This is a genomic window from bacterium, assembly GCA_026708015.1.
In the GTDB taxonomy this organism is placed as follows: domain Bacteria; phylum Actinomycetota; class Acidimicrobiia; order Acidimicrobiales; family Bin134; genus Poriferisocius.
This window is the reverse complement of record JAPOVT010000002.1, coordinates 1-25,434: the sequence shown is the minus strand read 5'-3', so window position 1 is coordinate 25,434 and position 25,434 is coordinate 1. Positions and strand designations below refer to the sequence as shown.

At 66.1% G+C, this 25,434-nt stretch carries 25 protein-coding genes; 14 read left to right on the top strand and 11 right to left on the bottom strand.

What is annotated here, in order from left to right:
* Positions 1-29 precede the first annotated feature (29 nt).
* The 6 genes from OXG30_00140 (at position 30) to OXG30_00115 (ending at position 7,310) form a co-directional block, all read left to right on the top strand.
* On the top strand, positions 30-857 hold the full coding sequence (locus OXG30_00140) for an enoyl-CoA hydratase-related protein (protein ID MCY4133318.1): 828 nt from the start codon (positions 30-32) through the stop codon (positions 855-857).
* 63 nt (positions 858-920) lie between these two features.
* Complete coding sequence (locus tag OXG30_00135; protein ID MCY4133317.1) at positions 921-2,450, top strand: ABC transporter substrate-binding protein; 1,530 nt, start codon at positions 921-923, stop codon at positions 2,448-2,450.
* Between the two features lie 30 nt (positions 2,451-2,480).
* Positions 2,481-4,529: an ABC transporter permease gene (locus OXG30_00130; GenBank protein MCY4133316.1), complete on the top strand. Its 2,049-nt coding sequence runs from the start codon at positions 2,481-2,483 to the stop codon at positions 4,527-4,529.
* Entirely contained in the window at positions 4,526-5,296 is a 771-nt protein-coding gene (locus OXG30_00125) for an ABC transporter ATP-binding protein (GenBank protein MCY4133315.1), read from the top strand. The genes OXG30_00130 and OXG30_00125 overlap by 4 nt, the downstream gene beginning before the upstream one ends.
* Positions 5,293-6,096 (top strand): ABC transporter ATP-binding protein, encoded by an 804-nt coding sequence (locus OXG30_00120; GenBank protein MCY4133314.1) that lies wholly within the window; start codon positions 5,293-5,295, stop codon positions 6,094-6,096. Before OXG30_00125 ends, OXG30_00120 begins: the two co-directional genes overlap by 4 nt.
* A 14-nt stretch (positions 6,097-6,110) precedes the next feature.
* Positions 6,111-7,310: a cytochrome P450 gene (locus tag OXG30_00115; GenBank protein ID MCY4133313.1), complete on the top strand. Its 1,200-nt coding sequence runs from the start codon at positions 6,111-6,113 to the stop codon at positions 7,308-7,310.
* A 60-nt stretch (positions 7,311-7,370) separates the two neighbouring features.
* On the opposite strand, the gene OXG30_00110 is transcribed toward OXG30_00115, so the two are convergent.
* From OXG30_00110 to OXG30_00070, 9 genes are all read right to left on the bottom strand, one after another.
* A complete protein-coding gene (locus OXG30_00110; GenBank protein MCY4133312.1) occupies positions 7,371-8,858 on the bottom strand; it encodes an ABC transporter substrate-binding protein in 1,488 nt (495 codons plus the stop codon).
* Between the two features lie 87 nt (positions 8,859-8,945).
* Positions 8,946-10,106 (bottom strand): branched-chain amino acid ABC transporter permease, encoded by a 1,161-nt coding sequence (locus tag OXG30_00105; protein MCY4133311.1) that lies wholly within the window; start codon positions 10,104-10,106, stop codon positions 8,946-8,948.
* Entirely contained in the window at positions 10,106-11,047 is a 942-nt protein-coding gene (locus OXG30_00100; GenBank protein MCY4133310.1) for a branched-chain amino acid ABC transporter permease, read from the bottom strand. The genes OXG30_00105 and OXG30_00100 overlap by 1 nt, the downstream gene beginning before the upstream one ends.
* Positions 11,048-11,049: 2 nt before the next feature.
* Positions 11,050-11,763 carry an ABC transporter ATP-binding protein gene (locus OXG30_00095; GenBank protein ID MCY4133309.1) on the bottom strand — a complete coding sequence of 238 codons (714 nt, stop codon included), beginning with the start codon at positions 11,761-11,763 and terminating at the stop codon, positions 11,050-11,052.
* Positions 11,760-12,521, bottom strand: coding sequence for an ABC transporter ATP-binding protein (locus OXG30_00090; protein ID MCY4133308.1), 762 nt, complete (start codon positions 12,519-12,521; stop codon positions 11,760-11,762). The genes OXG30_00095 and OXG30_00090 overlap by 4 nt, the downstream gene beginning before the upstream one ends.
* 45 nt (positions 12,522-12,566) lie before the next feature.
* Positions 12,567-12,815 (bottom strand): hypothetical protein, encoded by a 249-nt coding sequence (locus tag OXG30_00085; GenBank protein MCY4133307.1) that lies wholly within the window; start codon positions 12,813-12,815, stop codon positions 12,567-12,569.
* Between the two features lie 39 nt (positions 12,816-12,854).
* Positions 12,855-13,400: a class I SAM-dependent methyltransferase gene (locus tag OXG30_00080; GenBank protein MCY4133306.1), complete on the bottom strand. Its 546-nt coding sequence runs from the start codon at positions 13,398-13,400 to the stop codon at positions 12,855-12,857.
* A gap of 36 nt (positions 13,401-13,436) precedes the next feature.
* Positions 13,437-13,655, bottom strand: coding sequence for a hypothetical protein (locus tag OXG30_00075; protein ID MCY4133305.1), 219 nt, complete (start codon positions 13,653-13,655; stop codon positions 13,437-13,439).
* A 164-nt stretch (positions 13,656-13,819) separates the two neighbouring features.
* Positions 13,820-13,993, bottom strand: a complete 174-nt coding sequence (locus OXG30_00070) for a hypothetical protein (protein MCY4133304.1) — start codon at positions 13,991-13,993, stop codon at positions 13,820-13,822.
* Between the two features lie 396 nt (positions 13,994-14,389).
* Between OXG30_00070 and OXG30_00065 the strand changes: the two genes are divergently transcribed.
* Genes OXG30_00065 through OXG30_00055 form a run of 3 tightly spaced genes read left to right on the top strand, consistent with a single transcriptional unit; the run spans position 14,390 to position 20,155 of the window.
* Positions 14,390-15,151 carry a helix-turn-helix transcriptional regulator gene (locus OXG30_00065; GenBank protein ID MCY4133303.1) on the top strand — a complete coding sequence of 254 codons (762 nt, stop codon included), beginning with the start codon at positions 14,390-14,392 and terminating at the stop codon, positions 15,149-15,151.
* On the top strand, positions 15,100-15,663 hold the full coding sequence (locus tag OXG30_00060; GenBank protein MCY4133302.1) for an RES family NAD+ phosphorylase: 564 nt from the start codon (positions 15,100-15,102) through the stop codon (positions 15,661-15,663). Before OXG30_00065 ends, OXG30_00060 begins: the two co-directional genes overlap by 52 nt.
* A gap of 49 nt (positions 15,664-15,712) precedes the next feature.
* Positions 15,713-20,155 (top strand): DEAD/DEAH box helicase, encoded by a 4,443-nt coding sequence (locus OXG30_00055; protein MCY4133301.1) that lies wholly within the window; start codon positions 15,713-15,715, stop codon positions 20,153-20,155.
* 30 nt (positions 20,156-20,185) lie between these two features.
* Here the strand turns inward: OXG30_00055 and OXG30_00050 are convergent, their stop codons facing one another.
* Entirely contained in the window at positions 20,186-20,458 is a 273-nt protein-coding gene (locus tag OXG30_00050) for a type II toxin-antitoxin system RelE/ParE family toxin (GenBank protein ID MCY4133300.1), read from the bottom strand.
* Positions 20,455-20,724: a type II toxin-antitoxin system Phd/YefM family antitoxin gene (locus tag OXG30_00045; GenBank protein MCY4133299.1), complete on the bottom strand. Its 270-nt coding sequence runs from the start codon at positions 20,722-20,724 to the stop codon at positions 20,455-20,457. The genes OXG30_00050 and OXG30_00045 overlap by 4 nt, the downstream gene beginning before the upstream one ends.
* A 221-nt stretch (positions 20,725-20,945) precedes the next feature.
* Here OXG30_00045 and OXG30_00040 point away from each other — a divergent pair, with 221 nt between their 5' ends.
* The 5 genes from OXG30_00040 to OXG30_00020 form a co-directional block, all read left to right on the top strand.
* Positions 20,946-21,155 carry a hypothetical protein gene (locus OXG30_00040; GenBank protein ID MCY4133298.1) on the top strand — a complete coding sequence of 70 codons (210 nt, stop codon included), beginning with the start codon at positions 20,946-20,948 and terminating at the stop codon, positions 21,153-21,155.
* Positions 21,142-21,816 (top strand): hypothetical protein, encoded by a 675-nt coding sequence (locus tag OXG30_00035; protein ID MCY4133297.1) that lies wholly within the window; start codon positions 21,142-21,144, stop codon positions 21,814-21,816. Before OXG30_00040 ends, OXG30_00035 begins: the two co-directional genes overlap by 14 nt.
* A 244-nt stretch (positions 21,817-22,060) precedes the next feature.
* Entirely contained in the window at positions 22,061-22,264 is a 204-nt protein-coding gene (locus tag OXG30_00030) for a hypothetical protein (protein MCY4133296.1), read from the top strand.
* Between the two features lie 82 nt (positions 22,265-22,346).
* The gene (locus tag OXG30_00025; GenBank protein ID MCY4133295.1) at positions 22,347-24,929 is read left to right on the top strand and encodes a hypothetical protein; all 2,583 of its coding nucleotides are present in this window, start codon (positions 22,347-22,349) and stop codon (positions 24,927-24,929) included.
* An 89-nt stretch (positions 24,930-25,018) separates the two neighbouring features.
* On the top strand, positions 25,019-25,434 hold a 416-nt coding region (locus tag OXG30_00020; protein MCY4133294.1), incomplete at its 3' end, for a hypothetical protein.

Here is a 25,434-nt window from a genome sequence, read left to right as displayed (position 1 = left end):
CATCGGCCCGCAGGTTACGGTTGTCGGCCATGAGCGACAACATCGTCTTGATCGACAATCCCCGCCCCCACGTGCGGCGCGTCACCATGAATCGCCCCGAAAAGCGCAACAGCCTCATCCACCCGCTGCGGGGCGCCGTTCTCGAAGCACTGGAAGAGGCCGATCGAGACGACGACATCAAGGTCAGCATCGTCTGCGGCGCCGGCCCGTCGTTCTCTGCCGGATACGACCTGAGCGGGGGCAACGAGGGCTATGAGCTGCCCTTCTACACCCCCGGCGGCGAGGGCCAGTGGCCCCGCCACGTCACCGAGGGCTGGATGAGCATCTGGGACCTGGCCAAGCCGGTCATCGCCCAGGTCCACGGCTACTGCCTGGCCGGGGGCAGCGAGCTGGCCACCGGCTGCGACCTGGTCTACATGGCCGAGGACGCCAAAATGGGCTATCCCGCGGTTCGGTTCGGCGTACCCGACATGCACTTCCACGCCTGGTTCCTCGGCATGCGCAAGGCCATGGAGATGATGCTCACCGGCGACTACGTGACCGGCCTCGAGGCCGTGGAGCGGGGCTGGGCCAACGCCGCTTACCCCGAAGACGAGCTGGAAGACGCCGTGCTCGACATCGCCGAGCGCATCGCCCAGGTGCCCATCGAGCTGCTCCAGATGAACAAGCGGGTGGTCCACCGCCAGATGGAGCACATGGGCATGCGCTCCGGCATCCGGGCCGGCACCGAGCTGTGCGCGCTGGGCACCCACACCCAGGCTATGGCCGACTTCGTGGGCTCGATCAAGAAGAAGGGCCTCACCACCACCCTGTCGGAGCGCGACTCCAAGTTCGGCGACTATCGCACCAGCCACTGACCGCCCTGCCATAACCGGTCTGGTTGGGCTAGTTTGACCGGGACAGACGTCTAGGGGGATCTGATGACTGCTCGTTGGTGGAAGCTGGTATTCGCTGCGCTCGCCGTGCTGGCTCTGGTGGCCACGGCCTGCGGCAACGCCGGGAACGACGACGAAGGGGGTGCCCCTGCCGCCACCGCGGCGCCAGCTCCTGAAGATGCCCCCGACGACGCGTCCGCGCCCGCCCCGGAGGAAGCCGATGACGAGCCCGCCCCTGCCCCCGAAGATGCCCCCGACGACGCGTCCGCGCCCGCCCCGGAGGAAGCCGATGACGAGCCCGCCCCTGCCCCCGAGGCTGAACCGGAGCCCGAGGAGCCCAAGGAGCCCGAGCACCGCCACACCTTCGTGCCCATCTCCGGCGTGCCCGGGGTGAACGACGACGAGATCAAGGTCACCTCCATCGTCACCATCAGCAACAACGCGCTGGGCACCAACATCGGGGCCTACAACGACGGCATCGAGGCCTACTTCAACTTCATCAACGACACCGGCGGCATCTACGGGCGCGAGCTGGTGCTGGCCACCAAGCGCGACGACCAGCTCTTCCAGAACCTGCCCGAGTCGCTGGCCATGGTGGAAGAGGATGATTCGCTGGCCGCCTTCGTGGCCACCCTGCTGTTCTTCGGGGCCGACACCCTCAACGACGCCGGAGTGCCCACGTTCGGATGGAACATCCACAACGAGTTCGCCGACCGGCGCAACATCTTCGGCCACATCGCCCCCAGTTGCATCGGCTGCATCCACCAGCTGTTCCCCTACATCGCCACCTATGTGGGGGCCGCCAAGGCCGGCATCTTCGGCTACGGCAACAGCGAGAACTCCAAGATCTGCGCCGAGGGCACCCGAGACTCCATCGAGCACTACAGCGCCGAGGCCGGGGGCATGACCGTGGAGTTCTTCGACACCTCCATCGAATTCGGCCTGGCCGGCGGCGTCGCCCCCCAAGTGTCGGAGATGAAGGACAAGGGCGTCGACATCATCTACACCTGCCTCGACCTCAACGGCATGCGCACCATCGCCCAGGAGCTGGTCAAGCAGGACTACCGCGATCAGGTGGTCATGTATCACCCGAACACCTACAACCACGAGTTTGTGGCCGCCAACGCCGACCTGTTCGAAGGCGACCTGGTGTTCACCCAGTTTGTGCCGTTCGAGGCAAACATCGACAGCGACCTCCAGCAGGCGTTCTTCGATTACACCGCCGACATCAAGCTCGAGGAGCAGACCATGGTCGGCTGGCTCAACGCCCATCTGTTCTATGACGGCCTACTGGCTGCCGGCCCCGAGTTCGACCGGGCCTCCTTGGTCGATGCGGTGCGGGGCTTTGACGACTACAGCCACGACGGCCTGACCAACCCGATCGACTTCAGCCGCCAAATCGCCCTGCCCAACAACAATCCCGATGCCGACTACGAATACCGCTGCATCAACGCCGTGGAGATCGTGGACGGCGCTTTCGAGCAGTGGACCGGCGAGCCCGGCAAACCGTGGCTGTGCTGGGAGGTTGTCCGGGAAGACTGGCATGATCCCGAAGCCTTCTCGTTTGTGAACTGAAGGCCCTGCTGAGCGGAGGCTGAGCCGACGATGACCGCCAGCGTCCTCGCCACCGGGGTCCTGGAAGAAACCATCCGGGCGTTCTTCCAAGGCCTGCCTATCGGCGCGGGTTTCGCCCTGGTGGCCATGAGCTTCGTGCTCACCTACAAGACCTCCGGGGTATTCAACCTGGCCTTCGGCGCCCAGGCATTCATCAGCGCCGCCACCTACTTCGAGCTCCACGTGCGGCGCGACTGGCCCATCTGGTCGGCCGTGCTGGTGGCGGTGGTGCTGGTGGCCCCGCTGCTCGGCCTGCTGTTGGAGCGGCTGATATTCCGCCACGTCCACGCTTCCTCCGCGGTGGCCAAGCTGGTGATCTCGCTCGGCCTGCTGGTGGCGCTGCCCGAGCTGTTCAAGCTCATCGTCGACTACAACCGCGAGCAGCCCTTCGGAGCGGTGGGCATCATCCCCGACGGCACCACCGTCTACCGCCTGTTCGGCCGCTACCCCGTCACCCGCGACGAGATCGCCGCGTTCGTGATCGTGGTGGCCGCGGCGTTGGCCCTGGCCGCCCTGTTCCGCTACACCCGCTTGGGCCTGCGCATCCGAGCGGTGGTGCAGAGCCCCCGCATGACCGAGCTCAATGGGGTCAACGCCGATTGGGTGTCGTCGGGCTCGTGGATGCTGTCCAGCTTCTTTGCCGGCCTGGCCGGGGTGCTACTGGTGCCCACCACCTCGTCGCTGGGCACGGTCTTGGAGCCAACCGGCTTCTTCCCCATCGTGATCTCCGCGTTGGCGGCGGCCGCACTGGGCCGGTTGGTGAGCCTGCCCGCCGCCATGTTCGGGGGCCTGGCGCTGGGGGTGGTCACCACCCAGATGCGCACGCACGTTCCCCGCGACAACGTCATCTTGGCCGAGTTGCAAGGACCGGCTCTGCCCTACGTGATGCTGTTCGCCATCATCGTGTTCTGGCCCGCCATCCGCCGCCAGGCCGCCGGCGCCGACCCGCTGCTCGGTGTGTCTCCGCCCCCGCCCGCGCTGGCCGCCACCAGTCGTGGTCGAGGCATGACCATCTACACCCGCATCATTGCCCTGGCCTTTTTCACCGCGGTGGGCATCTGGACCTTCGCCTACGCCAACAACTTCTGGATCTCCCGCATCACCCACTCGGTGATCTTCTCCATCATCTTTTTGTCCATCGTGGTGTTCACCGGCCTCGGCGGCCAGATCGCCCTGTGCCAGGTGACCTTTGCGGCCATCGGCGCGTTCGGGGCCATGCAGTTCGCCCAGCGCTGGGACATCTCGGTAATCGTGGGCATGGTGGCGGGTGCGGCCATCGCCGCCGCGGTGGGCGCGGTGCTCAGCATTCCGGTCATGCGCCTGGGCGGCATCTGGCTGGCCATCGCCACCCTGGCCTTCGCCTTGTTCTTCCACGACGTGTTGGTGAAGTACAGCTGGGTGGGCGGCTCTTTGTTCCACGGCCGGGGCGTGCCCCGGCCCGAGTTCTTGGGCGTCGACTTCTCCAGCCGGGAGAACTTCCTGATCTTGTGTATCGCCATCTTGGTGCTGGTGGGGGTGCTGGTCATCCTCATCCGCGAGAGCAGTACCGGCATGGCCCTGCGGGCGTTGCGGGGCTCGGAGACCGCGGCCGAGTCCATCGGGATCATCTCCTGGCGGTCGCGGGTCATCGTGTTCTCGGTGTCGGCCGCCATCGCCGCCATTGGCGGAGGGCTGTTGGCCATGGAGGAGAAGCTGGTGGGATACGAGGCCAACTTCGACCCCCAGACCGGTCTGTTCTGGCTGGTGATCGTGGTGGTGCTGGGCGCCCGCACCGTGGAGGGCGGTATCCAGGCCGGCGTCGCCTTCGTGATATTCCCCGAGCTAGTGCTCGACCGCTGGCTGGGGCTGCATGGGGCGTGGCGGTATGTACTGTTCGGCTTCGCCGCCATCTCCTTCGCCCGCCACCCCGAGGGTCTGCTCGAGCACGGCAAGCGCCGCTCGCAGGCCCTGATGCAACGGGCTTTCGGACGCCGCCAGCCGGCCGTGGTCGCCGCCGGCCCTGGAGTCGACACCGCTACCGACGCGGGAGATGAGCCATGAGCCTGCTGGTGGCCGACGGCATCACCAAGCGGTTCGCCGGCATCACCGCCGTCGACGATGTGCGCGTCGCGCTCGACGCGGGGGAGCGGGTCGGCCTGATCGGTCCCAACGGCGCGGGCAAGACCACCCTGTTCAACTGCCTTTTGGGTCTGCTGCGCCCCGACGCCGGATCGGTGAGCTTCGACGGCCAAGACATCACCCGCCTACCCGTCTACCGCCGGGCCCGCCTGGGCATCGGGCGCACCTTCCAGCGGGTGGAGCTGTTCAGCGGCTCGTCGGTGCGCGACCACCTGCTGTTCGCCCACCGCATCCGCAGCGGCACCGGCGCCCTGTGGAAGGACGTGCTCGGCCTCGGCCTGCCCAAGCCCGCCGAAATGGAGCGCTGCGACGCCCTGCTGGAAAGCCTCGGTTTGGGGGGCATGGGTGACGAGCCCATCGAGGCTCTCAGCCTGGGCCAGAGCCGGTTGGTGGAGGTGGCCCGGGCCCTCATGACCCAGCCCCGGGTGGTGCTGCTCGACGAGCCCTCCTCAGGCCTCGACCGCGACGAGACCAACGCATTGGCCGATACCCTGGCCCGCATCCAGGCCGAGCAGGGCTTCGGCCTGCTGCTGGTGGAGCACGACGTGGAGCTGGTGGCCTCGTTCACCGAGCGCACCTACGTGCTCGACTTCGGCAAGCTCATCACCCATGGCTCCACTCCCGATGTGATGCGCAACGACCAGGTTCGGGCCGCCTACCTGGGCGACTTCGTGGCAGGCACGCAATGACCGGCCCTGGCGACACCACCGCCAGCCCCGCCGCCGAGATGGCCAACGGAAACGGCAACACCGTCGCCACCCCCGCCCCCCTGGTGATCCCGGCGCTGGAGCTACGCCACGTCAACGCCGCCTACGGGCCGTTCCGGGCGCTGTTCGACGTGTCGCTGTCGGTGGGGGAGGGCGAGACCGTTGCCCTTTTGGGCCGCAACGGCGCGGGCAAGACCACCGTCGCCCGGGTGGCCAGCGGCCTGGTGGTGCCCACCGAGGGCGAGGTGATGGTAGACGGCAACGACTTCACCAAGGTGCGGACCCACCGCTACGCCAAGGCCGGCGTGGTCCACGTACCCGAGGGCAGGGCCGTGTTCTCCGACTTCACGGTGGAGGAGAACCTCACCCTGGCCTTCTCCCGAACCCACGACCGCTCCGGGGTGCGCGACGCCCTGACCCGGGCCTTCGAGCTGTTTCCCCCCATCGCCCAGCGCCGCCGTCAGATCGCCGGCACCCTGTCGGGCGGCGAGCAGCGCATGCTGGCCATGGCCCGGGTGCTGGTGGATACCCCCCGGCTGCTCATCGCCGACGAGCTGTCGCTGGGCCTGGCCCCCATCGTCACCGACGAGGTCTACGCCACCCTCGCCCGCATCCGCGAGGCCGGCACCGCACTGTTGATCGTCGAACAGCACATGGGCCACGCCCTTGCCCTGTGCGACCGGGCCATCCTCTTAGACCACGGCACCATCACCTGGCAGGGTCCCTCCGCCGAAGCCGCCGACGCCATCGGCACCGCACTGTTTGACACCAGTGGCACATAGTCCATACTGGGAATATGGACACCAAGACCGTTGAGTTCGATCCGTTTAGCCGGGATTTCTTCGACGATCCCTACGACACCTACGCCGACCTGCGGGATCACGCCCCCTGCTACTACAGCGAGCAGTACGACTTCTACGCGCTGAGCCGCTTTGACGACGTGGTGACCGCTCACCGCGACTTCGAGACCTTCACCTCCACCCACGGCCAGACCTACGAGCAGCTCTCGTCGGGCGAGCCCTCAGACATGGGGTCGATCATCTCCATGGACCCGCCCGAGCACACCCGCTATCGCAAGCTGGTGTCCCGCTCGTTCACTCCCCGCTCCATTGGCAACTATGAGGCCTTGGTCCGGGAGATCATCAGCGGCTACCTCGACCCGCTCATGGGCCGGCGCCAGTTCGACATCCTCGAGGAGTTTGCCGCCCCGTTCCCCGTCGAGATCATCTCCACCATCCTGGGGGTGCCCGCCGAAGACCGCCAGCAGATCAGGCACTGGACCGACGAGATGCTCCACCGCGAGGAGGGCTCGGCCATGGGCAGTCGGGCCGCCGCCGAGGCGGGCATGGCCCAGGGCATGTACCTGTTCCAGCTCTCCCAGCAGAAGCGGGCTGAGCCGGCCGAAGACATGCTGACTGCTTTGATCGAGGCCGAAGTGGAGACCGAGGACGGACAGACCACCCACCTCGACGACGCCGAGATCGCCGGATTCGGCACGCTGTTGGCCGCCGCTGGCTCCGAGACGGTCACCAAGCTGGTGGGCAACGCAGTGGTGCTGTTCGGTCGCCACCCCGACCAGTGGGCCAAGGTGCTGAACGACCCCTCCGTCATAGGAAACGCGGTGGAGGAGATCCTCCGCTACTGGGCGCCCTCCCAGTACCAGGGCCGCTACTCAACCGTCGACTCCGAATGGCACGGGGTGACCATCCCCAAGGACAAGCCCGTCTTCCTGATTACCGGGGCGGCCAACCGCGACCCTCGCCGCTACGACGATCCCGACCGCTTCGACATCACCCGCGAGCCCGGCCTGGCCGTCGGCCTGGGCCACGGCCTCCACGTGTGTTTGGGCGCGGCCCTGGCCCGCCTGGAGAGCCGGGTGGCCATCGAGGAGATAGCCCGCCGCTGGCCCGCCTTCGAGGTCAACGAAGAAGGACTGCGCCGAGTGCAGATGTCCAACGTGGCCGGCTACTCCTCGGTGCCGATCACCGTGTCCTAGCCGAAAACAAAACGACCCCCGCCCGGTAGAGCCGGACGGGGGTCGCTTCGATCTAGTCGGTTATGGGGCGAACGTGCCGGTCTCGCCCTCGTAGTCGATCACGTCGCTGATGGGCACGTAGCGGGCGCCGTCTTCGTCCACCACCAATTCTTCGATGCGCCCGGCTTCCACCATGTAGGAGTCGTTGGCTCCATCCATGGCCCGCGGCGTGTTGCCGATCGCGCCCCTGGAGTCGAAGCTCATTTGCCACATGGCCTGCATCAAGTTGGTGCGGTTGATGCCGCCGTCCATGTCGACCGCGTCCAGCAGAACCTCGTGCAGGATCTCGCCGAAGATGTAGCCCAGGGCGTGGGATTCAGCATCGGGGTCAACACCCTGGCTCTCCAGTGCGCCCCGCACAAACTGCACCCATTCGTCGTCGGCCAGCGAGGCATCAGATAGGTCCTTTTGGGTGTTCACCAAGCGGATCCCGTTGGCCAGCGGCCCTATAGGCGCCCAGAACAGGGCGATGCGCTGGCACCCATTGGCCACCAGCACCAGCGGCTCCCACGCAATGGTGGCCGTCTGGAGCACCGCTTGGACGCAGAAGGCCCCCGATGAGGCCACCAGCAGCACGTCGGCATCGCTGGCCGCCAGGGTGGTCACATCTGGGCCTACGGAATCGGCCTGCGGGTCGTGCTGAACCTCGTCCACCACGTCCAGGCCCAAGCCGGGAGCGCACTCGTTGAAGGCCACCCGCCAGGCCTCCCCGGCGTCGTTGTCTAGCGACAAGATGGCCACCGTGGCCCCCGAGCCGATTTCATCGGCCACGTGCTGGCACCAGATCCGGGCCTCGGTCTCATAAGACATCAGCGCCCCGGTGGTCCACGGGTAGTTGTTGGGGTCGCCCCACTCCGGCAGGCCGGTCAGGTTGAGCAGCTGGGGAATGCAGTTCTCGTTCAACAGGTCGTGGACGGCCAGGTTGTTGGGGCTGCCCAGAATCCCGGCAAATCCCAACAGATTCTCAACGTCGATCATCTCTTCCACGTTGGTCTTGGTGCGGGCGGCGACGTAGCCGTCGTCTCGGCTCACCATCACCACGTTGCGGCCGTCGATCGGGCCCACGTGGTCGAAGTAGAGCTGCACACCGTCGCTGATGGTGCCGAACCCGGCCAGCGCGCCCGAACGGGGCAGGCTGCTGCCGAAGCGGATCTCGGTATCGGTAACACCCTGATAGTTGTCCCACTCGTCGGGGCACTCGGTGATGTCGATCATCGCGCCGCCGCCCAACTCCACGATGTTGGGATCAGACGGCTCCTCGGGCTCAGGCGCAGGCGCGGGCTCATCCTCGTCCTCGGGCTCAGCAGCGGGCGCGGGCTCATCCTCGTCCTCGGGCTCTGGCGCGGGCGCGGGCTCGTCCTCGTCCTCGGGCTCGGGCGCGGGCTCGTCCTCGGGAGCGGCCGGCGCCGGCTCGCTCACCGGTGCGTCATCGCCGTCGTTGCCGCAGGCACTGGCCACTAGCGCGAACACAGCAAAAAGCGCGAGCAAGATTCGCCAAGACTTCGTCATGGGGTTGTCCCTTCTTGGATGGGTTCTCCGTTTGGAGCAGCCCCGTAACCCTACGCGGATATAGCGACAATTACAGCCCCGAAGAGCTCATCCAGTCGATCCTGTTGGGGGCTGGGGGGCCACCGGCATAAGCCGGGACTTGATGCGGCGGAACCCCTGGGCCGCACCACCGGGCAGCGCAAAGATGATGGCGATCAGCAGCCCGCCCAGAATGGCCGTGCCGTACGGCCCCTCCAAGGCCACATCGGTGCCGGGAAGGGTCTGGGTCTGACTCGACCAAACCGGCACGAACTGGATGGCCAAACCGCCCACCACCGCGCCGTGCAGCGTTCCCGCGCCGCCCACGATCAGTCCCACGATCAGCAGAATGGCCATCGAGAAGCCGAACTCGTCGGGCCCCACGAACCCCGAATGCATGGCCAGCATGGTCCCGGCCACCCCGCCCACCGCTGCGCTGATCCCGAAGCTCAGCGTCTTGTAGGCGGCCAGATTCACGCCGTTGGCCGCCGCACCCAGCTGGTTGTCCCGAATAGCCACCAGGGCCCGCCCCACCCGGCTGGCCAGAATGTTGCGCACCAGCCAGAAGCACACCAGCGCCACAATCACCAAAAGGAAGTACTTGTACACCGCCTCCTCCTGGCGGCCGGTCAGCCCGTCGGGCACCCGCGACCCCACTCCCGGAATGGCATGGAGCCATCCGGTCACCGTGTCCAGCGGCGCCCACGTCGGCGGCTCCAAATCGCTCTCGATCAAAAGCCCGTTGCTCCCCCCGGTGCGGTCCTTAATCTCATCAAGACGGATGATCGACGGGAACACCGCGGCCACCGCAAAGGTCAACAGCCCCAGATACAGCCCCTGGATGCGCAGGGCGGGGATCCCGAACAGCACGCCGAACACGAAGAGCCCCGGAACCACCACCCCGAGGGTCGACAGATACGACCAGTGGAACTCGTTCACCAGCACCGCGGTCAGGTACGCCCCCGACCCCACGAAGAAGCTGTGGCCCAAGGAGAGCTGCCCGCTGTAGCCGGTGGCGATGTTCAACCCCAATATGGCCACCATCAAGGCGATGGCCTGGCTGAGGTTGCCCAGCCCGAACGTGTAGCGGTTGCCGAAGATGGTCGGGCTGTAGGTTTCGGCGATCAGAAACGGAATCAGCGCCACCACCAGGGCAAACAGCACCCAGCCGATGATCTGGCGTCGCCGGTGTTGGCGGCTGCCCGCGGCCACCGAGCCCATGGCGCGCATCACACCCGCTCCACCCGGGTCGATCCGAACAGCCCCGTCGGCCGCACCAGCAGCACCACCAAGATCACCGCCACCGCGGTGGCCAGGGCCAGCTCACTCAGGTCCAAGAACGTCACCAGCAGGTTGCGGGCCAATCCCACCACCAGTCCGCCGATCACCGCCCCCACCAAGCTGTCCAAACCGCCCAGGGCCGCGGCGGCCAGCGAGAAGATCAGCACCCGCAGCATGATGGAGGGCTCGAGCAGCAGTTCGGGCACCACCAGCGCCCCGCCCAGGGTGCCGATGGACGCGGCCAGCGCCCATCCGAACCCCAGCGTCGGCCCCACTCGGATGCCCACCAGCCGGGCCGATTCCAGGTTCGACGACACCGCCCGAAACGCCAATCCGATCTTGGTGCGCGACAGCAGCAGATACAGCAGCCCCACCACCGCGAACACCGTGCCCAGGTTGCCAATTGTGCGCCAGGTGAGCTGGGCGATGCCCCATTCGATGGGCGCGCCGCTGGGGAACATGCTGGGCAGGCTTCGGGTGCGGAACCCCCACACGATCCCCACCGCCGAGTCGATGATCAACAAAAGCCCCAGCGTCACGATCACCAGGGGCAGCACGTGGTCGGGCGGGAACGGCCGGATGAACACCCGCTCAACAAACATCGCCACCGCCGAGCTGGCCACCATGGCGCACACCACCGCCACGGCCACCGGCAAGCCCTGTTCCACGCTGAAGATGTAGGCCAGGTACACCCCCAGAAGGGCCAGCGAGCCCTGGGCGAAGTTGATGAACCCGGTGGACTTGTAGATCATCACCAGCGCCAGCGCCACCGAGGCGTAAGTGGCCCCGTCGCTCAGCCCCCTAAAGAACTGGGCCAGCCACAGCTCCCCGTTGGACAGCTTGTCGAGGGTGATGTCGAACACTCCGAGCACAGAGGCCAATACCTGCATCGCTAATACCCCAGGTACGCCCGGCGGACACTGTCATCGGCGGCCAACTCGTCGGCGGGGCCCGACAGGGCTACCTCCCCGGCCTCCAGCACATAGGCCACATCGGCCACCCCCAGGGCCAGGCTGGCGTTCTGCTCCACCACCAGCATGGTGGTCCCGGCGGCGGCGTTGATGGCGGTGAGCTGCTCGAACAGCGATCGGGTGATCATCGGCGCCAACCCCAGCGACGGCTCGTCCAACAGCAAAAGCGACGGCCGCAGCATCAGCGCCCGGGCGATGGCCAGCATCTGCTGCTCGCCCCCGCTCAGACTGCCGGCGGCCTGATTGCGCCGCTCGCCCAGCACCGGGAAGGTCTGGAACCACTGCTCCACATCGGCCCGCACCTCCGCGTCGGTGCGCACGAACGCCCCCGCCATCAGGTTCTCCTCCACCGAGAGATCGGGGAACGTCCCCCGCCCCTGGGGCACATGGGCCACCCCCCGGCGCACGATGTCGGCGGTGCGCCGCCCCGACAGCTCCTCGCCGGCCAGCCGCACCGAGCCCTCGGTCGACACCATGGCGCAAAGCGCCCGCAGCGTGGTGGTCTTGCCCGCCCCGTTGGCCCCCAAGATCACCGCGATCTGCCCCTCGTCCACCGAGAAGTCGATGCCGTGCAGCACCTGGATGTCGCCGTAGGCCGCCTTCAGCCCAGACACCTCCAGATATGGCCTGCTCATTGCTCGGCCCCCAGGTAGGCCTCCACCACCGCCGGGTCGTTCTGCACCTGGGCGGGGGTTCCCTCGGCGATCTTGGCCCCGAAGTCCAACACCACCACTTTGTTGGACACCCCCATAACCATCCCCATGTGGTGCTCCACCAAAAGCAGCGTCAGCGAGTGCCGCTGGGCCAGCGCCACCAACAGGTCGGCCAGTTCGCCCACCTCGGTCTGGGTCAGGCCGGTGGCCGGCTCGTCCAGCATCAGCAGCCGGGGCCGGCCCATCAGCGCCCGGGCCAGCTCAACCCGCTTCAGGGTGCCGAACGGCAGCCCCGCCGCGGGGTGGAAGGCCACGTCGGTGAGCGACAGCTCCTCCAGCGCATCCCACGCGGTTTGGGCCAGCGAGGCCTCCTCCCGGCCCGACCCCCAGCGCAGCGCGGCCCGCAGGGCGCCGATGCTGGAGCGGTGGTGGGCGCCCACCATCACGTTCTGCATCACGGTCATGCCCGGCCAAAGGGCCAGGTTCTGGAAGGTACGCCCGATGCCCAAACCGCTGATGGCGTGGGCCGGGCGGGCCAGCAGGTCGGCGCCTTCAAACGCCACTGCGCCCTCTTGGGCGTCGTACACCCGGCTGACCACGTTGAACAAGGTGGTCTTGCCCGCCCCGTTGGGCCCGATCAGCCCGCAGATGCTGCCTTCGTCCACGGTGAACGACAGGTCCCGCAGCGCGGTGACCCCCCCGAACCGCACCGTGACCCCCGTCACATCCAACAACGCCATAACCCTCCCGACCCTACTTCGCCGGGGTGACAGGGCCGGGAAGTCTCACCCCCCGATAAGGCTGGCGATGGCCCAGATGACGATCACCAGGCCCACCACAATCATCACCACGCTGCGCCCCACCTTCGGGGTCGCAGGCTCATCAGGGGCGCCCGGCGGCGGTGGTATGTCGGGCCGGCCCGTCCGGCGCTTGCGGGGCCCCTCAGGATTGATCAGCGCGGCGATGTTCCCCACCGCCAGCGCACCCCCCAGCGCCAACAACAAGAAGGTGATGATCTCCGGCCCGCCCAGCACCCTCCTAGTCTCGCGCCCCGCGCCGCGCGCCTCTTATATTTATATGGGGCGATGCACGGAGACCGCGTAGTCGCCGCCCGCCCACTGCCCTCGCTCCCACGTTGAGTACCGCTCCGCCAAGGCAAGGCCTGCCGCTGCGCAGTCGGCGTCGTACTGCGCCAGGGAGTAGCCCCCGCCCCGCAGCTGGAACCCTGCCACGAACGCACCGCCGGGGGAGAGGTGCGCGGCACAGCGCCCCACCACCGCGGCCTCTGTCCCCGGCCCGGTGAACAGCAGCACGTTCCCCGCCATCACCAGCGCGTCGAACGACTCGCCCAAATCAAACGAGGCCAAATCCAACTGGTGCCATGCCAATTCCGGCGTCTTGGCCCGAGCCCCCGAGATCATCTCGTCGTCGATGTCCACCCCGGCCACGTCATACCCCCGCCGGGCCAGCTCAATGGCAACCCGCCCCGTCCCGCAGCCCGCGTCCAACACCCGCCCAGAGCCCCCCAACAGCAAGTCCACAAAATCAGCCTCCCCATGCGGATTGTGCCCCTCAGCCTCCAGCCGCTCCCACCGGGCGTCATAGTCACGCCCCGACATCCGTCCACCCCAAACAGACCCCACCGGCGTCGTCTCCTAAATGCCAATAATGCGCACGTTTCGGGCGAATGCCGCCAATGCACGCAGGTCGTCGTAATCAGAGGTCAGCACCATGCCTCCCGGCTCTGCCGCAGCAACCACCAGAGCATCCACCGCCGACCCCTTCTGCGCCCGGGTTCGCAACCAGCCCGCCCGCCGGGTTAGCCCTACGTCAATCACTTCCAATACATCGCAGGACTTGAGCAGAAGATTCACCCTTGCATCTCTTCCTGCGTGGCCCTGCAAGCACTCAACCAACACCGGCGACGGCACCATCGGCGGCCATAGCCCTTCACGTTGGAACCCTCCAATTACATCAGCGGCTTGCAGTGTTGTGCTGGCGAGAAACGAGACCCCGCCCGAATCGACTACGAGGGCCACTAGCTGGCGGTCTGCTCAGAGTGTCCTAAAGCCTGGTCTATGAGGTTCTTGGCCCAGGCCTCGCTTTCTGGGGTAGATGGCCCCACCTCGGCCCGCAGCTCCTCCAAGTACTCCTCCCCGGCCTTGATCAGCTCAAGCCGTCGAATCTCATCCCGTACGGCCTTCTGCAACATTTCAGAAGCGGGGAAACCGTGTTCTTTGACTGCCGCATGTAGATCATCCGGCAAATAAACCTGCATCCTTGGCATACGCCTAACTATACACACATTCACCGTTTAGTCGATTCTCGTTTTCCCGCCAAGCTGACCGGGACCGGCCTGCCGGTCATGGGAGTGGGGTGAGATGAATGCCTTTCATTGGGGGGATGTCATCGTCGCCTTCGGCGAGTTTGATGGCAGCCCAGTCGCGCAAAACTGATTCCAGTTCGGCGAGAGCTTCTTCCTTGGCTTCCCCAACATCCGTCCACCCCAAGTCGATCCCACCCGCCGAGCATGTCACACCCTGCTGAGATGTCGCAGTAGCAACCGAATCCTATTGTAGTTGCGTTTTGGTTGCGATACGCTGGCGATGTGCTCTACCTCGAAGATCTGCTGGAAGCGGATCTCTCCACCGCATCAAAAAGAGCTGCCCAGGAGATACCCGACATCGTCGCCGCACTCGATCAACTCGTTCCCCGGGTCCAGAGCTCGCACGACTTGGCCACGGTTCGACGCTTCGACTCCTACATCGACATGGCTGCGCAATGGCTGGCCAACCTTCAGGCACGTCGGCCCGATGCTCATCCCCCTCTCTTTTTCCTGTATGAGCAGCTTCGGAAAACCACAGACACGCTGCCGTGGACAATCCCATCAGACGACGGGCTCGGTGTGGCCACTGCGCTGGTCGACAAGTTGAGGGGTCTCGCTGGAGGGCTGCGACAGGAGTGCGTGCGGCCCCGCGACGATATCGACGAGTATTTCTTCTCTCGCTTCTGCAAGGCCCTAGCCCAAGCGCAACAGGACCAAGAGGGCGGCGAGCCATTGCGGCGGACTATGGAAATCCTCAATCTGTCGAAGAGCGACGTCGGCCACCTCATGGGAGTCAGCCGCCAGGCGGTCGACAAGTGGCTGCTCGCTGGTCCTCCCGCTGATCGAGCCCCCAAGATCGGCGCAATCGCCGAACTCGCCGACATCCTTCGGTACCGCCTTCTCCCCGGCCTGCCCGAAGAAGTTGTGCGACGGCCAGCCGAAGCCTACGAAGGGCGCACCATGCTCGATTTGATCGCCAACGACGAGCACGAATGGCTGCTGCAATCCACCAAAGACAGCTTCGACTTCAGCCGGGTCGCCTGACCGTGCAAATCACTCCAATAGGTGGCCAATATTTCCGCGTCGCCGACCCAGAATGGGCCGACCCGCTCGACCCATCATTCTCGTCACGTCCCCCTGGACGGCGATGGAACCCGCCGGGTCTTTCCTGCCTCTATTTGAACCACGATGTAGACACTGCCCGGGCCAACGTTCGCCGACAATTCGAAGGTTTGCCCTTCAGCCCTGAATCCCTTGACCCGGCCACTGCACCTCAACTTGTCGAGGTGAATGTCCCCTCGGGACAAGCCGCCGATGCCCACACCTCCCACGGGCTCGCCGCCCTAGGCCTGCCCGCCACCTACCCCCACGATGCCAACGGAGCCGTCATCTCCCACGCGATCTGCCAACAAATTGGCCAAGCCGCCTTCGACGCCAACCTCGACGGCATCGACTACCGCTCAGCCACCCCCGGCGGCACCCGCGAGATGGCTTGGTTCCCCCGCAATTCTCAACCTGCCCAAACATCACTCCGCCACTTCGACCAATGGTGGTAACGAGAACCACCCGATAAACGCTGTCACAGGCTGCCGGTAGTCTGACGCCGTGGCTTCCCCGATCCACGCCGAGGCCGGTGTGTTGGCCGACGTCGGCTTTGAGTTTCACCCCGCGGTGGCGGCATGGTTTGAGCAGCGGTTTCCGGACGGGCCGACGGAGGCCCAGGCCCAGGGGTGGCTGGCCATCGCCTCGGGCCAAGACACGCTGATCGCCGCGCCCACCGGGTCGGGCAAGACCCTGGCCGGGTTCCTCATCGCCATCGACAACCTCTACAAGCGCCACGCCCAAGGCCAAACGGTGGCCAAGACCAGCCAGGTGGTGTACGTGTCGCCGCTCAAGGCGCTGGCCACCGACATCGCCGAGAACCTGGAGCGCCCCTTAGCAGAGATCGCCGAGATCGCCCGGGAACAAGGCCATGAGCCCCCGCCGCTTACGGTGGCGGTGCGCACCGGCGACACCCCGGCCCACACCCGGGCCGCCATGATCAAAAAGCCGGCCAACTTCGTGGTCACCACCCCCGAGTCGCTCTACCTGCTGGTGACCGCGGCCAAGAGCCGTGAGGTGCTGCGCACCGTGGAGACGGTGATCGTCGACGAGATCCACGCCACCGCCCGAGACAAGCGGGGCAGCCACCTGGCCCTCACCCTCGAGCGCCTTGAGCACGCCGCCGACGTCCGCCCCACCCGAATCGGCCTGTCGGCCACCCAGCACCCCATCGCCACCATCGCCGACCTGCTCACCGGCGTCCCCGCCAACCGGTCCGACAACGGCGCCGGCTCCACCGAGTCTGGCGCCGCCGAACCCGCCACCCAGTGCACCATCGTCGACACCGGCCATCAGCGAAACCTCGACATCGCCTTGGAGCTGATCGACGACGAGCTCGACGCCGTGGTCTCCCATGCCCAGATGGACCAGATCCTCGACCGCATGGCCACCCTCGTCGGCGAGCACCACACCACCATCGTGTTCGTCAACACCCGCCGCATGTCCGAGCGCATCGCCCACCAGCTGGCCGAGCGCCTGGGCGAAGACGCGGTGGCCGCCCACCACGGCTCCCTGTCAACCGAGCGTCGCATCCGTACCGAGCACCGCCTCCGGGCTGGCGACCTAAAAGCCCTGGTGGCCACCGCGTCTCTGGAGCTGGGCATCGACATCGGCCCCGTGGAGCTGGTATGCCAGGTGGGCTCCCCTCGCAGCATCGCCACCTTCCTCCAGCGGGTGGGCCGCTCCAACCACAGCCGCCACGGCACCCCCAAGGGCCGCCTGTGGCCCCTCACCCGCGACGAGCTCATCGAGTGCCTCGCCCTCATCCACGCCGTGAACCAGGGCCAGCTCGACGCCGTTCGCCCCCCTGAAGCCCCCCTCGACATCCTGGTGCAGCAGCTCATCGCCGAGGCCGCCGCCGACGACAACCACACCACCGGCGGCCTCTACGACATGTTCACCAAGGCCGCCCCCTACGCCAGCCTCACCAAAGACCAGTTCGACGAGGCCATTGAGCAGGCCGCCAAAGGAGTGGTCACCGGCCGAGGCCCCCGGGGCGCCTACCTCCACCACGACTCCATCAACCAGGAGGTGCGGGGCAAACGGGGGGCCCGGCTGGCCGCTCTCACCTCCGGGGGCGCCATCGGCGAGAACGGCGACTACCGGGTGGTGGCCGAGCCCGACGACACCTTCATCGGCACGGTCAACGAAGACTGGGCGGTGGAGTCGATGGCCGGCGACATCTTCTTGTTGGGCTCCCACTCCTGGCGCATCAAGCAGGTGGCCGCCGGCACCGTGCGGGTGATCGACGCCGGCGACGCCCCGCCCACCGTCCCCTTCTGGCTGGGCGAGGCCCCCGCCCGCACCGCCGAGCTGTCCCAGCAGGTGTCCGATCTGCGCGCCTATATATACAGCCTCCTCTCGCAAGCCCCGAACGCCGACCCCCTCGACACTGAAGCCTTCGAAGCTGGCGCCCTGGAAGCCGCCGCCCAATTCGCCCAAGCCCACGACACGACAAACGAGATCGCCGAGCAGGCCGTGGCCTACATCGCCGCGGCCCAAGCCGCCCTAGGCACCGTCCCCACCCACACAAACATCGTGTTCGAGCGCTTCTTCGACGACACCGGCGGCCAGCAGCTCGTGGTCCACAGCCCCTACGGGGGGCGCATCAATCGAGCTTTCGGGCTGGCGCTGCGCAAGCGCCTCTGCCGCCGCTTCGACTTCGAGCTTCAGGCGGCGGCCAACGACAACGCCATCATCTTGTCGCTCGGCCCCCACCACAGCTTCCCCCTCAGCGACGTCCCCCAGTTCCTGCACCCTGACTCGGTGGAGGAGGTGCTGACCCAGGCCGTGCTGGATTCGCCCATGTTCGCCGCCCGCTGGCGGTGGAACCTCAACCGGGCCCTGGTGGTGCTGCGCAGCCGGGGCGGAAAGCGCAACCCGCCCCCCATCCAGCGCATGGAGGCCGACGACATCATGGCCGCCGTGTTCCCCGGTGCGGCGGCCTGCCAGGAGAACGTGGCCGGCCCCATCGAGATCCCCGATCACCTGCTGGTGCGCCAAACCCTCTACGACACCCTCCATGAGGCCCTCGACGTTGACGGCCTCAAGAAACTCCTCACCGACATCCGCTCCGGCGCGGTCCGCACCCACTTCTGCGACACCGCCGAGCCCTCCCCCCTCAGCCACGAAATAGTCAACGCCCGCCCCTACGCCTTTTTGGACGACGCCGAGATCGTCGACCGCCGCACCAACGCCGTCACCGTCCCCCGAGGCCTGCGCCCCCGAAGCGACCAACAGCCCCCCACCCTGGATGCCTCAACCCTCTCTCAAATCGCCCCCGATGCCATCGCCCAAGTAGTCGAGGAGATAACCCCCGACCCCAGAACCCCCGATGAGCTCCACGACCTGCTGACCACCCAAGTAGTCACCCGCCCCAACCCCACCTGGCAAGAGCTCTACGAAGCCCTGAAATCCAAAAACCGGGTCTGCACCTTAAAGAACCAAGACGAAAACCCCCTCTGGACCACCACCGAACTTGCCGAAACCGCCCTAACCCCCGAAAAAGCCACCGAAACCATCCGAGGCCACCTAGAAGCCACCGGCCCCACCACCCCCGAACAACTTGCAGACAAAACAGCCCTAGACCTTCCGACGGTCAATCAAGCACTGGCCGCCCTCGAATCCGAAGGGGTGGCAATGCGCGCTGACCACCTCCCCTCTCCAACAAAAAAGGGGGGTGCTCCCACCGAAGGTGTGACGGGGGGTGGCGCCGGTGGCGGACCTGGCCGCTCCGACGGCCAGGCCGCTTCCGGTGACAGGACCCGCCGGCACACCGGGGGAACAGAAACATGGTGCTCCCGAAGACTCCTCCAACGAATGTCTTATCTATCTCGAAGACAAAAACGCGCCTCTATACAAGCCGCCTCCCCCCAAGACTTCATGCGCTTCCTCCTCGACTACCACCACCTAACTCCAGACAGCACAGTCCGAGGCCGCCCCGGCCTCGCCAAAGTCCTCGAGCAGCTCCAAGGCCTCGACCTTCCCGCCGGCGCCTGGGAAAAGCAGATCATTGCCAAACGACTCCCCGACTATGACCCCCTGTGGCTCGACGAACTCTGCTACCGCGGCGAGCTGGCCTGGCTCCGCCTAACGCCCCCCAACACGCCGGCCAAGGCCAACTCAATGGCTCCCCGCAAAGCCACCCCCATCACCCTCGTGTTCCGAGAAGACCTCCATTGGCTCCTGGCCGCCGCCCGCACCAACAGCCCCGAGCCCCCCGAAGCCGGCCCCGTCCAAGAAATCGCCGACATCCTCCAGTCCCAAGGCGCCAGTTTCCTGCCCGATCTGGCCGGCGCCACCCACCGCCTGCCCGACGACATCGAAAGAGCCCTGTGGAACGGCGTCGCCCTCGGCCTGTTCACCGCCGACGGCTTCGCCGCGGTGCGGGCCCTGCTCAACCGCAGCAGCCGTCGACCTACCCGCCATCGCTCGGGCCAGAACCTGCGCTCCCAAGCCCTTCGCACTCGGGCCATGCGCATGAATCGCACCTTTAACAATGGCGCGTCTCGCGAAACCCACGCCGCCCCCGGCCGCTGGTCCCTGGTTCCCCCACCCGAAGAGCTCCCCGCCGACGACTTGGCCGAGGCCGTCGCCCAGCAACTGCTGGCCTGCTGGGGCGTGGTGTTCCGCAGCCTCGCCCACCACCCCGCCACCCCCACCGCAACCCCGTGGCGAGACATCCTCAAGGCCCTGCGCCGCTTCGAAGACCGCGGCATCGTCAGAGGCGGCCGCTTCGTAGCTGGCCAAAGCGGCGAGCAGTTCGCCCTCCCCGCCGCCGCCGACCAACTCCAAAAGGTCCGCCGCCACCCCCTCACCGGCCAGCAAACAACCATCGCCGCCTGCGACCCCCTCAATCTCACCGGATTCCTCTTCGAAGGCCCAAGAACCCCCGCCACCCCCAACAACACCCTCACCTACATAGATGGAGTGCCTTCGCCCCAATAGGGGAGATCCCCAGGAGTCGCGATAGCTGCTCTATCGGTACACGTCTCGACGATGGCCCACTCGCAAGACCACGATCTCTCGTTTCGTCTCTTCAACCCGATATAGCACTCGATAGGTGCCCCGCCGGGCGCTCCACAGCCCTTCAAGCTCGTTCCTCAGCGCCACGCCCACTCGCCGGGGATTCTCCAGCAATGGCCCGGTAATCAACTCGATCACGGCGGAGGCCACCGACTCGGGCAATTCGTTGGCGATTGCCTTGGCCGCCGGCCGGGCCACCACCAGCTCAAACGAAGAGTCGCTCACGAGGGGCGCAGTGCCCTAACGGCCTCAACCCCGCGGACAACGTCGCCCTCCAGATAAGCGCGGTGTGCTTCGGCAAGCTGCGCCACCACCTCTTCGTCTCCCAGTATCTCCAAGGTCTCCTCAAGCGACTCGAGATCCTCGGGACTCACAAGCACCGCGGCTGGCGAGCCGTTGCGGGTGATTACCACCCGTTCATGATGCGTATTCACCCGTTCGATGAACTCGGAGAACCGATCTCGCACTGTGCGCAACGACTCGCTTGACATGACCACAATTGTGCCACACCGATTGCGAAAACACACCCCCTCTTCCAACTAGGTGGCTGAGCGCCCCACTCCCGCCACCCCCAACAACACCCTCCCCTACACCGACGGCGTGCCCGGATCTTCTGGCTAGAACCAACCAACAAGTCGACAGAGAATCTGTCACCACCTCTCTTTAGAATGGCCGGTATGCTTGAGATGTCCCAAAGATGGAGGAAGGTTAGATGAGCACTCCAACAGACCTGGTCGCGCCTGGGGACGAGTCGGTCGTTTTTGTAACTGAGGAAGACCTGCGGCAAGGGACTGATTTGGCACTTGCGGAGCTACAGATGAGCTACGAAGAGCTTGAGACCTGTGCAAGAGACGACGATTTTCCGTCGCACAAGGCTCGGCTCACCTGGTTCATGATCGCTCCGCAAATTGAAAACTGCTGATCTTGCCCGGCTGGCCCGGGAATTTGCCGACCAAATTCAAGACCTGCTGAACCGAACGATTACCAACGGCATCCCCATCACAGCTGTGCTGTATCCCGGTGGAAGACAGGGTTGGGTCGGCTTTCAAATCAATAAGCAGGCGCCCCACGCGACGAAACCCATCCCAGTCACGATCAGCCAGGCCGATCCCAAGTGCTTCTTGGTGATTCTCCACCGTCTTGAATTGGACCCTGAGAGAGTCCACATCGCAACCACCAGCAGCCGTGTCGAGCTTCATCTGACCGATGACCTACAAAACCCAATTATCCGGTACGACTACAACCGCGAACCTGTGCTCGCGAAAAACGAATTGGCATATCCAGCAGCTCATGTCCACATCCACGGGACGGAGAGCCCTGTGAACCCACTTGCCGATGCCATGGGAGTGGAGCGCCGGCTACCAGATTTTCATTGGCCCACCGGAGGCAGGCGATTCCGCCCGACCTTGGAGGACCTCATCGAATCCATGATCATCGAGGAACTCGCAATCCCGCATGACGGATGGCAGGAGGCTGTTAAAGAACATCGCCAGCGCTGGTTCGACCTTCAACTGAGCGCCGCAGTCCGCCGCAACCCCGAAGTTGCCCGGAGAGCACTAGCCGAGGCAGGTGAGTCCGAATAGCTCACCGACGGGCTCCCTGCGACCCCCTCAACCTCACCGGAATACTCTTCGACGGCCCAAGAACCCCCGCCACCCCCAACAACACCCTCCCCTACCCCGACGGCGTGCCCGCCTCCTCCTCTCCCCAAGAAGCTGGTTCCTCCTGACTTGAGAATCCCCAGAACACCGATCCGCCGCTTCTAAGTTGCCGCTCGGCGCGGTATCTTCAAGATGTGAGTTCTGCCGCATTGCCGGAGAGTTAGAGATGGCCAAGCAGTACAAGCTGCCCTACACCTTGCGAGCACCGTCCGAAGAAACTGAGGACATGTTCCTTGCCGAGGTTCCGGTACTTCCGGGTTGCCGGGCCTGGGGTGCTACTGCTGAAGAAGCCTTGTTCAATCTCGAGGGCGTGACCGCGGACTACATCGCCTCCTGCGAGGCCCACGGCGACGCCCTACCCAACAGCTGAGCCAAAGTCCGTCCGGCAACAGCAGATTCCAATCCAGCGAGCGCGCCTATATATAAGGCACCCGCAAGTATCCTCGTGGCGTATGCCCCGTTTCCCCACTTGCCCCACCTTCACCAAGCGCGCCCTCAGCGCCATCCTGGCCGCCACCCTCCTGGTCACCGTCCTCACCCCCTCGGCCCAGGCCCAGAACCGGCCCCCCGTGGCCGACGCCGGCAACGACTTCTCGGTCATCCCCGGAGTCGACCGCGAGGGCAGGCTCAACGGAAGCGGCAGCTTCGACTTCGACGACTTGCCCAACACCCTCACCTACCGATGGAGAGTGGTCACAAGCGACTACAAATGGATCAGGCTCACCCCCACGGGCAGCCCCTCAGGCCGCACCGCCGAGTTCGAGGTGCCTCCGGTCAACCTCGTCAACCAATACGGCACCTATCACATCGACTTCGAGCTCACCGTCACCGACCGAGACGGCGACAGCGACCGCGACATCGTGCGGGTCACCCTCAGCCAGCAGCCCGAGGCCAGGATCGACGTCTCCGCCAAGCTGCTCAACCCCAATCCCACCGACCTCGACGGCGACGGCCGCATTCAGACCGACGAGAAGTACACCATCGAAGCGGTGATCGACCGCCCCGGCCAACGCGGCAACCAAGACGACGAGTGGGACGTGCAAGAAGGCGCCCGTCTAGTGCTCGACGCCTCTAACAGCACCGGGGCCGGCTCATCGGTGCTCAGCTACGAGTGGCGCAAGGTAACCGCCCGCCCCAACTATCCGGCGTTCACCATCGAGCCCGGCGATCTGTACGGCGAGACCGTCACCATCATGCTGCCCGACAACTTGGACAACAACCGCACCGCCGTCGCCCACTATCGCGTCACCATCACCAACAACGACGGCGCCACCGACTTCGCCACCGTGCAGATCACCGTCCACGACCAGCCCGCCGCCCCCACCGTTGAAGTCGAGCTGCGCGACAGCAGCCAACCGGCCCAGGTCGCCTTTCAAGAAGGCGAAGACCCCCGCTTCGTGGTCGCCCCCGGCGACAGCGTGGTGCTCACCGCCACCGCCGATGACAAAGACGGCAACCAGGCCCGCAGCCTCACCCACCAGTGGAGGGGCAACATAACCCCCAACCCCTCCAACCGGGCCGGCACCACCTCCCAGGCCACCTTCACCGCCCCCAGCACCGGTCCCGTAGGCGCCACCCACACCGTCTCGGTCACCGTCACCGATTCCACCCGCCGCACCGCCACCGCCACCATCACCTTCGTGGTGGTGGACAACGCCGCCCCCTCGGCGGTAGCCCCCGACGACCTCATAAGCGAGGACGGCAAAGAAGGCGGCACCGACGGAACCGGCGTCATGAGGGTAAACGGCGCCGGCTTCGACAACGACGGCGACGCCATCACCTTCCAGTGGATCGAGGTGGATGACGACGGCGAGCCGGTGGAGGAGGCCACCGTGGAGCTCGTCAACCCCGACCAGGCCATCGTCTCCTTCGAGGTCCCCGAGCTGCGGGGTGGCCAGATCGACATCATCCTCCATCTCACCGTCACCGACGTCTGGGGCGTGTTCGACACCGACTCCGTCACCATCACCGTGCTGGGCCGCAACGAGGATCCGGTGGCCAACGCCGGCGCCGACCAGCGGGCGCAGACCCGATCCCGCGTCGAGCTCGACGGCACCGCCAGCTTCGATCCCGATCCCGGCGACCTGTTCACCTTCTCTTGGGCGCTCACCAGCATCGCCGTCACCCCGCCGGCCCGGGTCACCCCGGTGAGTGCCGCCGACCTGAGAGCGCTCGGCGATTTCTGGCCCACCGCCGGCGTATACCCCAACCCGCTCACCGCCAGCCGCACCGCCCGCCCCCGCTTCCAAGCCCCCAACCTCATCGACCTCACCAGCGTGCGGCTCACCTTCACCCTCACCGTCACCGACCGAGAGGGCCGCACCGATGAGGATGAAGTGACCATCACTGTGGTGGGCCGCTACTTCTCCGGCGTGGTCACCGGCCCCAACTTCTGCGTGAACCACAGCCTGGGCGGCCCGGTCACCTATCCCCTAGACCAAGACCGCGACGGCATAGCCGACATCTGCTCGCTGCCCTACACCCGCCGAGAGGCCGTGGCCCGCCAAAGCGCCCTAGCCCAGCTGGCCAACCTGGATCCCACCAAGTTCGCCCGCGAGGTTCGCACCGCCTGCCGGGAGATCGCGGGCGACGACTTCGGCGACAACCAGGCCGCCCTCGACGCCGACGTCTGCACCACCGGGCAGGTCTCGCCCCCGCCGCCCCCCGCCAACCTGGTGGCCTATCCAAACTTCTTCTCTGGCCCGGTGGTCACCGGCCCCGACTTCTGCGTCAACCACAGCCTGGGCGGGGCCGTTACCTATCCCTACGACATTCCCCCTCGTGACGGCATAGCCGACATCTGCGTGCTGCCCTACACCCGCCGTGAGGCCGTGGCCCGCCAAACCGCCCTGGCAGCATTCGCCAGCGGAGCCCAGTTCAGAAACGCCCTTGCCGCGGCCTGTAGGGAGCTGGCCAATCGGGTCTTCCCCGGCGACGAAGCCGAAGACCTGGACGACGACGCCTGCGCCGAGCCCTCAACGCAGCCCACCCAGACGGGTTCCAACGGCACCGGACAGCCCCTGCCGGGCTCCTAGCAAACCGCGGCACTTGCCGGAACCCCACGCCTCAGCAACGGGGTTGAGGCGGGGTTGGGGTACCGGTAGGGTAGGACCATTGCTCGGGGATGGCGAAGCGTTCCCCCTCCAAGGATCGAAGAGCCAGGAGGCTGGTTGTGCCGGCGAGCGAACCGATTGATGAGAAGGTGCGTTGGGCGCTGATGAGGCGCCTGATTGAGGTCCTGGGGGAGGAGGAGGCTGAGACGCTGATGGAGAGCCTCCCTCCTGTCGTGTGGCACCAGATCGCCACCAAAGATGACCTTGCCGCTCTCGAAGAGCGTCTGAGAGCTGAGATGAACACTCGCTTCGCCGAGTTCAAGTCCGAGCTCGCCGGACTGAGAGGCGAGTTCGCCGAGTTCAAATCGGACATCAAGTCCGAGTTCTCCGAGTTCAAGTCTGAGATCAGAGGCGAGCTCACGGAGTTCAGGATCGAGCTCGCAGATCAAAAGGGCGAGTGGAAGACCGAGCTGGCCCGCAGCACCCG

What these genes read in the sequence shown, in the direction of transcription:
- OXG30_00140 (MCY4133318.1), top strand. Translation starts at nt 30, where the DNA reads ATGAGCGACAACATCGTCTTGATCGACAATCCCCGCCCCCACGTGCGG.
- OXG30_00135 (MCY4133317.1), top strand. Translation starts at nt 921, where the DNA reads ATGACTGCTCGTTGGTGGAAGCTGGTATTCGCTGCGCTCGCCGTGCTG.
- OXG30_00130 (MCY4133316.1), top strand. Translation starts at nt 2,481, where the DNA reads ATGACCGCCAGCGTCCTCGCCACCGGGGTCCTGGAAGAAACCATCCGG.
- OXG30_00125 (MCY4133315.1), top strand. Translation starts at nt 4,526, where the DNA reads ATGAGCCTGCTGGTGGCCGACGGCATCACCAAGCGGTTCGCCGGCATC.
- OXG30_00120 (MCY4133314.1), top strand. Translation starts at nt 5,293, where the DNA reads ATGACCGGCCCTGGCGACACCACCGCCAGCCCCGCCGCCGAGATGGCC.
- OXG30_00115 (MCY4133313.1), top strand. Translation starts at nt 6,111, where the DNA reads ATGGACACCAAGACCGTTGAGTTCGATCCGTTTAGCCGGGATTTCTTC.
- OXG30_00110 (MCY4133312.1), bottom strand. Translation starts at nt 8,858, where the DNA reads ATGACGAAGTCTTGGCGAATCTTGCTCGCGCTTTTTGCTGTGTTCGCG.
- OXG30_00105 (MCY4133311.1), bottom strand. Translation starts at nt 10,106, where the DNA reads ATGCGCGCCATGGGCTCGGTGGCCGCGGGCAGCCGCCAACACCGGCGA.
- OXG30_00100 (MCY4133310.1), bottom strand. Translation starts at nt 11,047, where the DNA reads ATGCAGGTATTGGCCTCTGTGCTCGGAGTGTTCGACATCACCCTCGAC.
- OXG30_00095 (MCY4133309.1), bottom strand. Translation starts at nt 11,763, where the DNA reads ATGAGCAGGCCATATCTGGAGGTGTCTGGGCTGAAGGCGGCCTACGGC.
- OXG30_00090 (MCY4133308.1), bottom strand. Translation starts at nt 12,521, where the DNA reads ATGGCGTTGTTGGATGTGACGGGGGTCACGGTGCGGTTCGGGGGGGTC.
- OXG30_00080 (MCY4133306.1), bottom strand. Translation starts at nt 13,400, where the DNA reads ATGTCGGGGCGTGACTATGACGCCCGGTGGGAGCGGCTGGAGGCTGAG.
- OXG30_00070 (MCY4133304.1), bottom strand. Translation starts at nt 13,993, where the DNA reads ATGTTGCAGAAGGCCGTACGGGATGAGATTCGACGGCTTGAGCTGATC.
- OXG30_00060 (MCY4133302.1), top strand. Translation starts at nt 15,100, where the DNA reads ATGGCTGCTGCAATCCACCAAAGACAGCTTCGACTTCAGCCGGGTCGC.
- OXG30_00045 (MCY4133299.1), bottom strand. Translation starts at nt 20,724, where the DNA reads ATGTCAAGCGAGTCGTTGCGCACAGTGCGAGATCGGTTCTCCGAGTTC.
- OXG30_00040 (MCY4133298.1), top strand. Translation starts at nt 20,946, where the DNA reads ATGAGCACTCCAACAGACCTGGTCGCGCCTGGGGACGAGTCGGTCGTT.
- OXG30_00030 (MCY4133296.1), top strand. Translation starts at nt 22,061, where the DNA reads ATGGCCAAGCAGTACAAGCTGCCCTACACCTTGCGAGCACCGTCCGAA.
- OXG30_00025 (MCY4133295.1), top strand. Translation starts at nt 22,347, where the DNA reads ATGCCCCGTTTCCCCACTTGCCCCACCTTCACCAAGCGCGCCCTCAGC.